The sequence below is a fragment of the Cryobacterium sp. M96 genome (genome assembly GCF_002929845.1).
GTDB classification, from domain to species: Bacteria; Actinomycetota; Actinomycetes; order Actinomycetales; family Microbacteriaceae; genus Cryobacterium; species Cryobacterium sandaracinum.
Genome location: NZ_PJJS01000042.1, coordinates 43,590 through 55,950 on the forward strand (window position 1 = coordinate 43,590; position 12,361 = coordinate 55,950).

Annotated in this window: 10 protein-coding genes and 2 tRNA genes; 5 read left to right on the forward strand and 7 right to left on the reverse strand. The window is 66.0% G+C overall.

The window, feature by feature from the left end; all coding sequences use genetic code 11:
- Window positions 1-4: 4 nt before the first annotated feature.
- Both CXY79_RS06025 and adhE read left to right on the forward strand, forming a co-directional pair.
- Window positions 5-1,150, forward strand: a complete 1,146-nt coding sequence (locus tag CXY79_RS06025; RefSeq protein WP_104100239.1) for a cysteine desulfurase family protein — start codon at window positions 5-7, stop codon at window positions 1,148-1,150.
- A 264-nt stretch (window positions 1,151-1,414) separates the two neighbouring features.
- Complete coding sequence (gene adhE / locus CXY79_RS06030) at window positions 1,415-4,138, forward strand: bifunctional acetaldehyde-CoA/alcohol dehydrogenase (protein ID WP_104100240.1); 2,724 nt, start codon at window positions 1,415-1,417, stop codon at window positions 4,136-4,138.
- Window positions 4,139-4,243: 105 nt separating this feature from the next.
- On the opposite strand, the gene CXY79_RS06035 is transcribed toward adhE, so the two are convergent.
- The 6 genes from CXY79_RS06035 to CXY79_RS06065 form a co-directional block, all read right to left on the reverse strand.
- Window positions 4,244-4,975 (reverse strand): maleylpyruvate isomerase family mycothiol-dependent enzyme, encoded by a 732-nt coding sequence (locus CXY79_RS06035; RefSeq protein ID WP_104100241.1) that lies wholly within the window; start codon window positions 4,973-4,975, stop codon window positions 4,244-4,246.
- 118 nt (window positions 4,976-5,093) lie between these two features.
- A complete protein-coding gene (locus CXY79_RS06040; RefSeq protein ID WP_104100242.1) occupies window positions 5,094-5,753 on the reverse strand; it encodes an HNH endonuclease signature motif containing protein in 660 nt (219 codons plus the stop codon).
- A 524-nt stretch (window positions 5,754-6,277) separates the two neighbouring features.
- A complete protein-coding gene (locus CXY79_RS06050; RefSeq protein ID WP_104100244.1) occupies window positions 6,278-7,072 on the reverse strand; it encodes an ATP-binding cassette domain-containing protein in 795 nt (264 codons plus the stop codon).
- On the reverse strand, window positions 7,069-8,109 hold the full coding sequence (locus CXY79_RS06055; protein WP_104100245.1) for an ABC transporter permease: 1,041 nt from the start codon (window positions 8,107-8,109) through the stop codon (window positions 7,069-7,071). The genes CXY79_RS06050 and CXY79_RS06055 overlap by 4 nt, the downstream gene beginning before the upstream one ends.
- Window positions 8,106-9,068 carry a sugar ABC transporter substrate-binding protein gene (locus CXY79_RS06060; protein ID WP_104100246.1) on the reverse strand — a complete coding sequence of 321 codons (963 nt, stop codon included), beginning with the start codon at window positions 9,066-9,068 and terminating at the stop codon, window positions 8,106-8,108. The genes CXY79_RS06055 and CXY79_RS06060 overlap by 4 nt, the downstream gene beginning before the upstream one ends.
- 215 nt (window positions 9,069-9,283) lie before the next feature.
- Window positions 9,284-9,360, reverse strand: a tRNA-Met gene (locus tag CXY79_RS06065).
- Window positions 9,361-9,764: 404 nt separating this feature from the next.
- On the opposite strand from CXY79_RS06065, the gene CXY79_RS15920 reads away from it, so the two are divergent.
- From CXY79_RS15920 to CXY79_RS06080, 3 genes are all read left to right on the forward strand, one after another.
- The gene (locus CXY79_RS15920; RefSeq protein ID WP_158250234.1) at window positions 9,765-10,160 is read left to right on the forward strand and encodes a discoidin domain-containing protein; all 396 of its coding nucleotides are present in this window, start codon (window positions 9,765-9,767) and stop codon (window positions 10,158-10,160) included.
- 74 nt (window positions 10,161-10,234) lie between these two features.
- Complete coding sequence (locus CXY79_RS06075) at window positions 10,235-10,891, forward strand: discoidin domain-containing protein (RefSeq protein ID WP_158250235.1); 657 nt, start codon at window positions 10,235-10,237, stop codon at window positions 10,889-10,891.
- Window positions 10,892-11,236: 345 nt separating this feature from the next.
- Window positions 11,237-11,971 (forward strand): galactose oxidase-like domain-containing protein, encoded by a 735-nt coding sequence (locus tag CXY79_RS06080; RefSeq protein ID WP_104100249.1) that lies wholly within the window; start codon window positions 11,237-11,239, stop codon window positions 11,969-11,971.
- A 181-nt stretch (window positions 11,972-12,152) separates the two neighbouring features.
- Here the strand turns inward: CXY79_RS06080 and CXY79_RS06085 are convergent.
- A tRNA-Met gene (locus CXY79_RS06085) sits at window positions 12,153-12,229 on the reverse strand.
- Window positions 12,230-12,361 lie beyond the last annotated feature (132 nt).

Genomic DNA, 12,361 nt, shown 5'->3' on the forward strand with positions numbered 1-12,361 from the left:
GGCCATGATCTATCTCGACAACGCCGCGACCACCCCGGTGCGACGGGAAGTTCTCGAGGTGCTCTGGCAGCAGCTCGCGGGCCGGTTCGGCAACCCGTCGAGCCACCACCGAGTGGGTGAGGCCGCGGCCGCCGCGCTGGCCGAGGCGCGGGCCATGGTCGCGGGCGTGCTCGGGTGTCGGTCGGCCGACGTTGTGTTCACGACCGGCGGCACCGAGTCCGACAACCTCGCGATCAAGGGCATCGCCCTGGGCGCTCCACGCGGCCGTCACCTCATCACGACGCCGATCGAGCACGAGGCGGTACTCGAATCCTGCGACTATCTGCGCCGCCTGCACGGCTTCGAGGTGACGCTCCTGGACCCGGATGCCTCCGGCCGGGTGGATCCGGAACAGCTCCGCGCCGTGATCCGCCCGGATACCACCCTCGTCTCGGTGCAATACGCCAACAACGAGGTCGGCACCGTTCAGCGGCTCGCGGAACTGTCAGCCATCGCCCAGGGCGCCCGCGTGCCGCTCCACACCGACGCCGTGCAGGCGGCCGGCTGGCTTTCGGTCGACGTGGGGGCTCTCGGCGTCGATGCCCTGAGCCTGTCGGGCCACAAACTCGGCGCACCTCCCGGCATCGGGGTGCTTTTCCTGCGCCGCCGCATCGCGGTCGAACCGGTGCTGCACGGCGGCGGTCAGGAGCGCGGGCGCCGCAGCGGAACGGAGAACGTGCCCGGGGCGCTGGCGCTGGCGACCGCACTGCGCCTCGCCGAGGCGGAACGCACGGAGGCAGCGCCCCGCATCACCGCGCTGCGGGATGCCTTCATCACCACGGTTCTGAGCGGCACACCGTCGGCCCGGCTCACCGGCCACCCGACGGAGCGTCTGCCGGGCACCGCCTCGTTCGTCTTCCCGGGCACGAGCGGCGAGGCGGTGTTGCTCGAGCTGGAACAGCGCGGCATCGTCTGCTCGAGCGGGTCGGCCTGCGCGGCCGACAGTGACGAACCGTCCCACGTGCTGACCGCTCTGGGCATCCCGGCTGAGGTCGCCCAGACCGCCGTGCGGTTCACGCTGGCATCGACGACCACAGCAGCGGATGCGTCTGAAGCGGCCGCATCCGTTCAGGCCGCCGTGGGCACCGTCCGCAGTCTCGGCCGAGGCTGACCTGCCGGCGCTTCAGGCCCGGCTTCGCGCGCGTGACGCGCGCGTGCACGCGCGCGCCTGAAACCGAACTTACTGCGAGTTGTCAGACAATTTCCGAAGGTTTCGTTCCTCGCGGCGAAGATGCCCCCGATCAGCTAATCTGCTGACGGTGACCGACCCTGGACCGCTGACTGCACGTCCCTCGACGTGCGGCCGTCTGGCCAGCGCCCTAAGGTTATAAGTAAGAGGCGATAAGCCCAAGGTGGGCCGCCAAAAAGGGACACAATGACAATAATCGACAAACCAGTCACCGAGTCACTTGCCACTCAAATTGACTCTCTGGTTAAAGCCGCTCAGGTCGCGCTTCTGGATTACGCGAACTTCACGCAGGAACAAATCGACCACATCGTTAAGAAAGCCTCGGTGGCTGCTCTCAGCAAACACGCCGAGCTTGCCGTTCACGCCGTAGCCGAAACCGGCCGTGGCGTATTCGAAGATAAGGCCGTTAAAAATCTTTTCGCATGCGAACACGTTACGAACTCGATGCAAAACCTTAAGACCGTCGGCGTTATCAGCCGAGACGACATTACCGGCATTACTGAGATCGCTGAGCCGGTCGGCGTGATTTGCGGTGTGACCCCCGTTACGAACCCCACCTCGACCGCGATCTTCAAGTCGCTCATCGCACTGAAGACCCGCAACCCGATTGTTTTCGGTTTCCACCCGGGCGCCCAGCAGTCCTCTGTGGCCGCAGCGCGCGTCGTGCGCGACGCCGCCATCCTCGCCGGTGCACCGGCAAACTGCATCCAGTGGGTTGAAACGCCGTCCCTCGAGGCCACCAGCCTGCTGATGAACCACCCGGGCGTCGCAACCATCCTCGCCACCGGTGGCAACGCCATGGTCCGGGCCGCGTACTCCTGCGGCAAGCCCGCCCTCGGCGTCGGAGCGGGCAACGTTCCCGCCTTCATCGAGAAAAGCGCCAAGCTCAAGCGTGCCATCAACGACGTCGTGCTCTCCAAGTCTTTCGACTACGGCATGATCTGCGCGTCGGAGCAGGCCGTCATCATCGAAGAGCCGCTCTACGCAGAAGCCATGGCCGAGTTCAAGATCCTGCACACCTACCTGGTCACCCCGGCCGAGAAGCTTCTCCTCGAGGACTACATCTTCGGAGTCCAGGCCAACTCGACCAACTGTGGCGAGGCCAAGCTCAACGCCGCCGTCGTCGGCAAGTCGCCGGTCTGGATCGCCCAGCAGGCCGGATTCACCATCCCGGCCGACACATCGATCATCCTGGTCGAGGTCGCCGGAGTGGGACCGAACGAGCCGATGACCCGCGAAAAGCTGGCACCCGTTCTCGCCGTGCTGCATGCCAAGGACGCTGAAGAGGGCATTTCGCTCTCCGAGCAGATGGTTGAATTCGACGGCCTCGGCCACTCGGGCTCCATCCACAGCGAAAACCCGGCCATCATCGAAGAGTTCGGAACCCGCGTCAAGGCGGTCCGGATCATCACCAACGCTCCCAGCTCGCTCGGTGGTATCGGTGACATCTACAACGCGTTCATCCCGTCATTGACACTCGGCTGTGGCTCGTACGGACACAACTCCGTCTCGAACAACGTCTCCGCGATCAACCTCATCAACGTCAAGCGCATCGGCAGAAGGAACAACAACTTGCAGTGGTTCAAGGTCCCCGCCAAGACGTACTTCGAGCCGAACGCCATCCGTTACCTGGCGGACATGCGCAACGTCGAACGTGTCACGATCGTGACCGACTCGACCATGACCCGCCTCGGTTTCGTCGACAAGATCCTCGACATCCTGAACCGGCGCGAGGGCCGCGTCGCACTGCAGATCATCGACAACGTGCTGCCCGAACCGACCGTCTCAGCGGTCGAAAAGGGTGCCGCCGAAATGCGGGCCTTCAAGCCTGACACCATCATCGCCCTCGGCGGCGGCTCGCCGATGGACGCCGCGAAGGTCATGTGGCTGCTGTACGAACACCCCGAAATCGAATTCTCCGACATGAAGGAAAAGTTCTTCGACGTGCGCAAGCGCGCGTTCAAGTTCCCCGACCTCGGCGAACTGGCCAAGCTCGTCTGCATCCCCACCACTTCGGGCACCGGTTCGGAAATGACCCCGTTCGCCGTGATCACCGACGAAGTCACCGGAGTCAAGTACCCGCTCGCGGACTACGCCCTCCTGCCGACCGTCGCGATCATCGACCCCGTGCTCACGGCCATGATGCCGTCGTTCCTGGTTGCTGACTCGGGTTTCGACGCTCTCACACACGCCACCGAGGCCTACGTGTCCGTCTACGCGAACGACTTCACCGACGGCCTCTGCCTGCACGCGATCAAGCTGATCTTCGAGAACATCGTGACCAGCGTCAACGGCACCACCGCCAGCACCGACGGTGAGGTCATCAAGGCCCGCGAGAAGATGCACAACGCCTCGTCGATCGCCGGGATGGCGTTCGGCAACGCGTTCCTGGGTATTTGTCACGCGATGGCTCACGTCACCGGCGCGCAGCTCCACCTGATCCACGGCCGGGTCAACGCGACCTACCTGCCGCACGTGATCCGTTACAACGGCCTCATCCCCACCAAGCTCACCAGCTGGCCCAAGTACGAGAGCTACATCGCCCCGGAGCGCTTCCAGCAGATCGCGAAGCACCTCGGCCTCCCGGCGTCGACCCCGGCGGAGGGCGTCGAGTCCTACGCCCTGGCCGTGGAGAAGCTGCGCGACCTGGCCGGCATCAAGCCGTCCTTCCAGGCGCAGGGTGTGCCGGAAGAGGACTTCATCAGCCGCCTCGACAGCCTGGCCATGGGTGCTTACGGTGACCAGTGCGCACCGGCCAACCCGCGCATGCCGATGCTCGACGACATGCACACCATCATGGAGGCCGCGTACTACGGCACCTCTTTCAACGAGGTCCGCGCCGCTCGCGCGGCCGTCGAAGCAGTGGCACCGGCCGAAGAAAAGAAGTCGGCCCGCAAGGCAGGCAAGTAGCCGTCACCGCCTGATTGACTGGGGAACGGCCCCGCACCTGTTGGTGCGGGGCCGTTCTCGTGTACGGCCCACCCTGTGGCAGGAGCGAGCCTGGTCACAGTCGGTTCAGAGCCAGCGCGCTGCCACGGGGGTCTCCCCCGCATCGGAAGTAACGCCCGATCGGGCACGGCCGGCGGCCCAGGCGGCCAGGTCGGCGAGCGACCCCGTGACCTGGTCGGCGGCATCCGGATCGCCGTAGCCTGTGTGCGTCGAATCCGTCGCGGTGAGCCGGCGGCCCGCGTCCCCCCGGGAGGCCCAGGCACCGACGATCTCGCCGAGAAGCCGGTCGAATGCCTCCTCCGGCAGGTCCCGGAAGCCGGCACCGTGGTTGAGGTCGACGGCGTGGATCCAGAGTTCGCGGGTGCGCATCCAGATCGTGTCCCGCAGCGGCACCATGGCACCCTGCCCGTTCCTGACCGGAACGACCCAGCGGTCGTCCGCCAGCGCCAGCCAGCGTCGGTCCAGGTCGGCGGCCGAGTCCGCCCAGGATTCACGGACCGCATCGGAACTGAGGATGCTGCCCGCGACGATCTCCGCATTCCGCGCCTCCATCGAGGCAAACATCACCGTCTCGGCTCCGGTGTCGGCCCACTGTGCCAGCCGTCCGATCGCACGGGTGTTGGACGCGACGTGCGCGACGACCTGGCGCCGGGTCCAGCCCGGCAGCAGGGAGTCCCCGTCGAGTTCATCGTCTGTGAGCCCCTGCAGTTCGCGACCGAAGAATTCCGTGCCCCGCCGGGCGAGGTCCAGCGTCAACCGGCGTGCAGAAAGCTCAAACGGATCGTGGGGTGCGCTCATGGGGCCCCTTTCTCGAGTCAACGCGTATGGTCCCCACGCTACCCGGCGACCCACCCTCCCCAACGTTCCCTCGACGATGGTCGAGCCTGTCGAGACCGAGACCGTGACCAGGGACCCCCTATCCGTTTCCCCGTTCGACCGCGTCCGTCATCCGGGGGCGGGACTTGGTCTCATTCCGCCATTTGAGGGCCCCGGTCTCCAGCCAGGGTGGTGCCATGATCTGCACGGCGCCGCGGACCATCCGGATTGCCCAGCCGGAGGCGGCGAGGTAGCGGTGATGCCACCAGCACAAACAGACGCCGTTGTCGGTGTGCGTCGGTCCGCCCTCGGAGTGCGGGATCACGTGGTGGATCTCGGTCATCCCGGCCGGGATTTTGCAGCCCGGGATGACGCAGGTGCCGTCGCGGAGCTGAATCGCCCGGCGTTGCGCGGCGGTGAAGCAGCGTTCGGGTGAGCCGAGGGCGATGATGCGTCCCTCGTCGGTGATGACGACTTTCTGCTGACCGCCGTTGCTGATCAGGTCCGTGACGGCGCTGATCGAGATCGGGGTTTCGACGCCGTCGATCCAGCCGACGCCGCGGCCCTGACCGAAGTCCGCGTTCAGGTCCTGTTCCCGCACACTGACCAGAACCATGGCCGGGGCGCCGCCGATGGTCGGGGCCTCCCCGGCCCGGGAGACGACCTCGAGGATCACGGCGAGCACGTCGTGGCGCCGCTGGTCGGAACCCGTCGGGCGCGAGCACGGCCCTCCAGACCGCACCCTGCAACCGGATCTCATCCGCCGACGCCGGCACCGGGGTCTCGGAGCTGGTGCCGGTGGCCGAGGCGACCAGCTCGCTCTCGGCTGCCTGCACCGAGTCCAGGTCGGTGTACCGCAGCGTCGGCGTCAACGCGGTGAGAATCGCGTCGGCCGTGTCGACGCCGATCGCCCCGGCGGCCAGGCCGATGGCCGTGGCGGGGAAGGTGGGCGGCAGCGGTTCGCCACCCCGGGGAGCGGCCGGTGCGCAGCTGCGTGCCCAACCGCGTCCGTCGCCCCGCGGTCGGCCCGGAGACGAGCGTCAGACGCTCGAGTAGTTCTCCGGCGGTGCGGCAGCCCCGCGACCGCCCGAGCCGCCGCGGACAGGCCGTGCGCGGCATCCGCTTCGGGCTGTTCCAGGAGGTTGGTCACGGGATAATTTTACCCTGACTAGAACCTGAAATTCAGAGTGACTCACCAATAACGCAAACTAGTCTAGTAGATGTATACGAATGAATCAGCGCCTTTCCACCGCCCGCGCGGCGACGGGGCGGCCATCTCAGGCCCTACGCACGCTCCAGTTCGTGGGCCAGCGCCTCAAGTTCGGCCCCTCCCGCCATCAGCGCGGTCATCTCTTCGATCGTGATCTCACTCTTGGCGAAATCACCCATACTGGTGCCGCGCTGCAGCAGCAGGAAACGGTCGCCGACCGGATAGGCGTGGTGCGGATTGTGCGTGATAAAGACGACGCCGAGCCCGCGGTCCCTGGCCCGGGCGATGTACGAGAGCACCACCCCGGCCTGCTTGACCCCCAGGGCCGACGTGGGTTCGTCGAGAATGACGACCTTCGCCCCGAAATGCACGGCGCGTGCGATGGCGACGGATTGCCGTTCCCCGCCGGAAAGCGTTCCGATCGGCTGGTCCACGTCGCGTAGGTTGATGCCCATCCGGGCGAGCTCGTTTTTGGTCGTGGCCCGCATGCCGGTGACATCGAGGCGCCGCAGCGGGCCTCGGCCTCGGGTGAGCTCGGAACCGAGGAAGAAGTTGCGCCACACCGGCATCAACGGCACCACGGCCAGGTCCTGGTAGGCGGTGGCGATGCCGAGGGAGAGCGCCTCCCGCGGATGCGCGAATCGGCGCTCCACCCCGAAGACGCGCAGGCTGCCCTCCGAGTGCTGGTGGGCACCGGAGAGGATCTTGATGAACGTTGACTTGCCCGCGCCGTTGTCGCCCAGCACGCAGAGCACTTCCCCGGCGCCGACGGATGCCGACACGCCCGCCAACGCCCGCACCGAACCGTAGGACTTCCCGATGTCATGCACCTCGAGAATCGGCTCCGGACGGATCGGGGCCGGCGTCATGCGCGCACCCCGGACTGGCGGCGAACGAGCAGGTTTACAAGCACGGCGAGCAGCAGCATCCCGCCGAGAAATGCCTTGAGCCAATTGTTGTCCCACTGGGCGAACACGATGCCCTGCAGGGTCATCCCGTAGATCAGGGCTCCGAGGGCCGCGCCAATCGCCGATCCGTAACCGCCGGTGAGCAGGCATCCGCCCACGACGGCACAGATGATGTAGATGAATTCCTGACCGACCCCGGTCGTGGCCTGCACGGTCGACACGTCGAAGAGCTGAAGCATGCCGACGAGCCAGCCGGCACCGGCCGTGGTCATGAACAGCCCGAGCTTGACCTTGAACACGGGAACGCCGACCTGCCGGGAGCTCGTGACCTGGCCGCCGACGGCGAAGATCCAGTTGCCGGGCCGGGTGCGCAGCAGCACCCAGGTGGCCAGCGCGGTGAACGCGATCCACCAGACGATCGAGATCTTGACGTCCATGCCCAGGAACGGGAACGAGGAGCCGAAGAAGACCTTGACCTGGTCGAACCCGGGCACCGCCCCCATCCCCTGAATGGCGACGCTGCCCGTGAAGAGTTTCGTCAACGCCAGGTTGCAGCCCTGCAGGATGAAGAAGGCCGCGAGGGTCACGATGAAGCTCGGCAGGCCGGTCTTCATGACGACCCAGGCGTTCCCGGCGCCGATCAGGAGGGCCACCGCGAGGGCCAGCACGAGGGCGAACCAGATGTTCAGCTCCCACTGAGTGGTGACCACGCCGACGATGAGCCCCGTGGTGCCCGTCATCGCGCCCGCCGAGAGGTCGAACTCCCCGCCGATCATGAGCAGGGCGACGGCCACGGCCATGATGCCGAACAGGGAGGCCGAGTAGAGCCAGGTGGAGATGCCCGCGGGAGTCAGGAACGCCTGCGTGGAGAGCGAGAAGAAGAGGAAGATCGCCAGGGTCGCCACGAGTGCGCCGACCTCAGGCCTGCGCAGCAGGGTGGGCAGCGGATGCGCCCTCGTCGGCCGTTCATCGATCCCCGCGCCCACAGCGACGGTCATCTCGTGCCGTTCTCCGCGAACTTCGCGACCTGGGCCGCGTTGTCCTTCGTCACGAAGCCCGGGCCTGAATAGACCGGCAGCCCGCCGCCGACGACGTCGCCGTTGCGCTTCTGCAGGGTGAGGAAGGTCACGGGCAGGTAGCCCTGGGAGTACGGCTGCTGGTCGACCGCGAACAGTATCTTGCCGCCCTGGATGAGCCGGGTCACGTCGGCGGACACGTCGAACGTGGCCAGCGTGGCTGGGCTTTTCGCCTCGTCGATGGCCTGGCTCGCGGCCACGGCGACCCCGGTCTGCAGGGTGAGGACGGCGTCGATGGACGGGTCGGCCAGGAGTTTGCTCTTGATGGTGTTCTGGGCATCCGCGAGGTTGGCGACGTCGACCTGCACGTTGCTGACGTCCGCGCCGACCGTGTCGGCGGCACCCGTGCAGCGTTCTTCGAGCCCCGAGTTGCCGGCCTCGTGGATGATGCAGATCACGTTGGTCACGTCGGCGGCGGCCAGCTGTTCACCGGCTCCCTGGCCCGCGATGAACTCGCTCTGGCCGACGTGGGTCTGGGCGCCGAATTCGACGGACTTCTCCAGGCCCGAGTTGATGGTGATCACTGGGATGCCGGCGGCAACGGCTTTCTCGACGGCGCTCTTCACGCCGTCGGGGTTCGCCATCGAGATGATGAGCCCGTCGGGCTGGGCCGCGATGGCCGCTTCGATCAGCTGGCTCTGCTTGACCGGGTCGCCGTCGCCCTGATACGTGACCGTGGCTCCGAGGTCGGTGCCTGCCTGCTCGGCGCCGCTCTTGACGACGTCCCAGAAGGAATCGCCCGCGGTGCCGTGAGTGACCACGGCGATGGTGACCGGCTCCCCTGCCGCTCCCCCGTCAGCATCCGTTCCCGTGGCGGTGCACCCCGTCAGCGCCAGCGACGCGACACCGAAAACGGCCAGCAGGCTGATCTTGAGCTTCATATCTGAACTGTTCCCGACTGTCGTGCGGCGGCCTGAAACAGCGAGGTTTCGCCGGTGACCTGATGCATATCGAACTTACTGGACCGGGGGCCCGCTCGATTCAGATCGATTCGAACCAGTGGCATGAGTGACTCCTTCGTGACGATTCGTTCGGCGCACAGCCACGTGTGCCTGACACAAAAAAGCCCCCGGAACCGTGTGGTTCCGGGGGCTGATGGTTGCGGGGGCAGGATTTGAACCTACGACCTCTGGGTTATGAGCCCAGCGAGCTACCGAACTGCTCCACCCCGCGCTGCAAATACAAACTTACCACAGCCTCGGGTTGTGAAACGCATGGTCAGACCTCAGAGGTGATGGCCACGCTCTGGGTACTCCTGAAACCGCTTTCGATAGAAAGAGATTCACCCGTGACCGTTCTCACAGAAGTCCTGTCCGACACCGCCGCTTATGCCGACGGCTTCGGCGACAAGTCCGGAAACTGATTCCGGACGTCCTGGGCGGCCGCGCGCGACGCTGTGCCGGGGATGTCGACGTTCGTCGAATTGCTCTCCCCACACCCTTCCATTGACGGTGGATCTGGGTTTCTATCGACAGTGCCTGCACCTTCCCCCAGTACCCAACGAGTATTCCGCATGCGCCGCAACCCGACTGCTGCCCGGCTTCTCGTCCACTCCGCTGCCGCGCACAGGGTGGACCGTGACCGCGAGTGACCAGGAAACCACAGGTGAGAACGGCGCAGCCGTTAATGTGCTCGACGGCAACGCCTCGACCTACTGGCACAGTGAGTGGAGCGGAACCGCGGTGCCGCTGCCCCATTCGATCACCATCGACATGTACAAAACCGACACCGTCGCAGCCCTGAAGTACCTGCCGCGCACATGCAGTTCGAATGGACGAATCGGCCGTTTCGAGATCCATGCCAGCCCGGATGGCACGAACTGGGGTGCCGCCGTCGCAACAGGAACCTGGGCCGAGAACGCGTTGGAGAAGACGACGGGATTCACCCCTGTGGCGACACGTTTCATCCGGCTGACCGCGATCACGGAGGCAGGTAGCCGCGGCCCTGGACCAGCGCCGCCGAACTCCATCTGATCGCAGAAACAGGCACCACCCAGCCGCCCCCACCCGCGCCAGCGCCGACGGCGCTCACCCGGACCGGCTGGATAGTGACGGCGAGCGAGCAAGAGACAACCCGCGAAAGCGGCGGCGCCGCGAACATGCTCGACGGCAACCTCACCACGATCTGGCACTCCCAGTACTCCCCCACATTGATCCCGTTTCCGCACAGCATTGTTCTCGACGTGCGGGCGATCAACGAGGTCTCCGGCTTCACCTACACCCCGAGGTCCGGCACGTCCCGGAACGGCGCCATCGGCCAATACGCCATCGCCGTGAGCTCCGACGGAACGAGCTGGAGTGCACCGGTCGCCAGCGGAATCTGGGCTGACAACAGCCAGGCGAAGGCCCTCACGTTCCCGGCTGTTCAGGCGCGATACGTTCGCCTGACCGCGACGACCGAGGCCGGCAATCGCGGACAGTGGACCACGGCGGCAGCCCTCCTGCCCGGCAACAAAGTGCTCACCTGGTTCTCGTACTCCAACACGACCTTCGGCGGGGCCAACGGCAAGACCCAGACCGCCATCCTCGCTCTGAACACCGGCGTGGTCACCCCGCTTACTGTCGCTAATACGGGGCACGACATGTTCTGCCCCGGAGTGTCGATCCTCCCGGACGGCAGGATCCTGATCAGCGGGGGGAGCAACGCCGCCTCGTCGACGATCTACGACCCGGCGACCACACGTGGTCAGCCGCCACACCCATGAACATCCCGCGCGCCTATCAGTCGAACGTCACGCTCTGCAATAGGCAAGTGTTCCTTCTCGGCGGTTCCTGGGCGGGCGGCCAGGGCGGTAAGAACGGTGAAATCTGATCGACTAGCGCCGGGTGGCGCGGGCTGGCCAACGCGCCTGTCGCACCGATCCTGACGAACGACCCGCAAGGGGTGTTCCGATCCGACAACCACGCGTGGCTGTTCGCGGTGGCCGACGGGAAGGTGTTCCATGCGGCCCGAGCCGTCGGATGAACATGTACACGACCAGCAGCACCAGCGCTGTTCAGGATCTTGGTCTCCGGGCCGACAGTGGTGACGCGATGAACGGAATGCGGTCATGTACGACGTCGGCAAGATACTCACCCTCGGTGGCTCGCCCGCGTACCAGGACAGTGACGCGACCGCGCGGGCCTATGCAATCGACATCAACAATGGTGTCAAGGTGACGCGAACCGGCGACATGGCGGCGCGACGGGCTTTCTTGAACTCTGTCGTGCTGCCCGACGGACAGGTTCTGGCATTGGGCGGTCAGGCGTACGCGAAGCAGTTCTCGGACGCACCGGCCGCCATGGCGCCTGAGGTTTGGAACCCGGCGACAGGTAAGTTCACCGCGCTCGCGCCGATGACTGCGCCACGCACGTGTCACAGCGTGGGGCTACTGCTGCCTGATGCCCGGGTCTTCGTCGGCGTTGGCGGCCTCTGCGGCACCTGCACGACCAACCACCCGGACGGGCAGATATTCACCCCGCCCTACCTGTTCAACGCCGACGGCACCGCCCGCCCTCGTCCATCGATCACCACGGCGCCTACCGCTGCGGTGCGGGGTTCCACCATCCACATAACGACGTCCGGGCCCACACCAGCGTTCCCCCTCATCCGCATGAGCACGGTCACCCACTCGATCAACACTGACCAGCGTCGCATCCCACTCACGCCCACCGGCGTAACCGGTAATGTCGCATCCCTGACGATTCCGTCCGATCCGGGAGTCGTGGTCCCCGGGCATTATCTCCTGTTCGCCATGGACGTTAACGGGGTGCCGAGCGTCGCCCAGACGATCCGGATCGGGTAGTCGGACTACGGCCGTGATGAATGTGGAGTCAGGGCGATGGCCTCCCCGACACTTTCTCTGAAAAGTCCGGACATTCACTGGCTCCTGTGAGTTAAAGCAGAAAGACCGGTGCAGCATTTCTGCTGAACCGGCCCTTCTGTGTACGTGATGAAAATCACGGTGGCATTGCCTGAAACGCCCTTGGTTGCGGGGGCAGGATTTGAACCTACGACCTCTGGGTTATGAGCCCAGCGAGCTACCGAACTGCTCCACCCCGCGCTACAACGATAAATTTACCACAGCCTCCGGCGCGGTCCGACCACACGGGCTGCGGAACCGGCCGTCCCGGCCCGCGGAACGCGGATGCCGCGCCGTTCCGCGGGAGGCGTGCCCCCGGCTAAACGGCGCAGC

Excerpts from the sequence above, each read along its gene's own strand:
- CXY79_RS06025 (WP_104100239.1), top strand. The coding sequence starts at position 5 with ATGATCTATCTCGACAACGCCGCGACCACCCCGGTGCGACGGGAAGTT.
- adhE (WP_104100240.1), top strand. The coding sequence starts at position 1,415 with ATGACAATAATCGACAAACCAGTCACCGAGTCACTTGCCACTCAAATT.
- CXY79_RS06035 (WP_104100241.1), bottom strand. The coding sequence starts at position 4,975 with ATGAGCGCACCCCACGATCCGTTTGAGCTTTCTGCACGCCGGTTGACG.
- CXY79_RS06040 (WP_104100242.1), bottom strand. The coding sequence starts at position 5,753 with ATGAGATCCGGTTGCAGGGTGCGGTCTGGAGGGCCGTGCTCGCGCCCG.
- CXY79_RS06050 (WP_104100244.1), bottom strand. The coding sequence starts at position 7,072 with ATGACGCCGGCCCCGATCCGTCCGGAGCCGATTCTCGAGGTGCATGAC.
- CXY79_RS06055 (WP_104100245.1), bottom strand. The coding sequence starts at position 8,109 with ATGACCGTCGCTGTGGGCGCGGGGATCGATGAACGGCCGACGAGGGCG.
- CXY79_RS06060 (WP_104100246.1), bottom strand. The coding sequence starts at position 9,068 with ATGAAGCTCAAGATCAGCCTGCTGGCCGTTTTCGGTGTCGCGTCGCTG.
- CXY79_RS06080 (WP_104100249.1), top strand. The coding sequence starts at position 11,237 with ATGTACGACGTCGGCAAGATACTCACCCTCGGTGGCTCGCCCGCGTAC.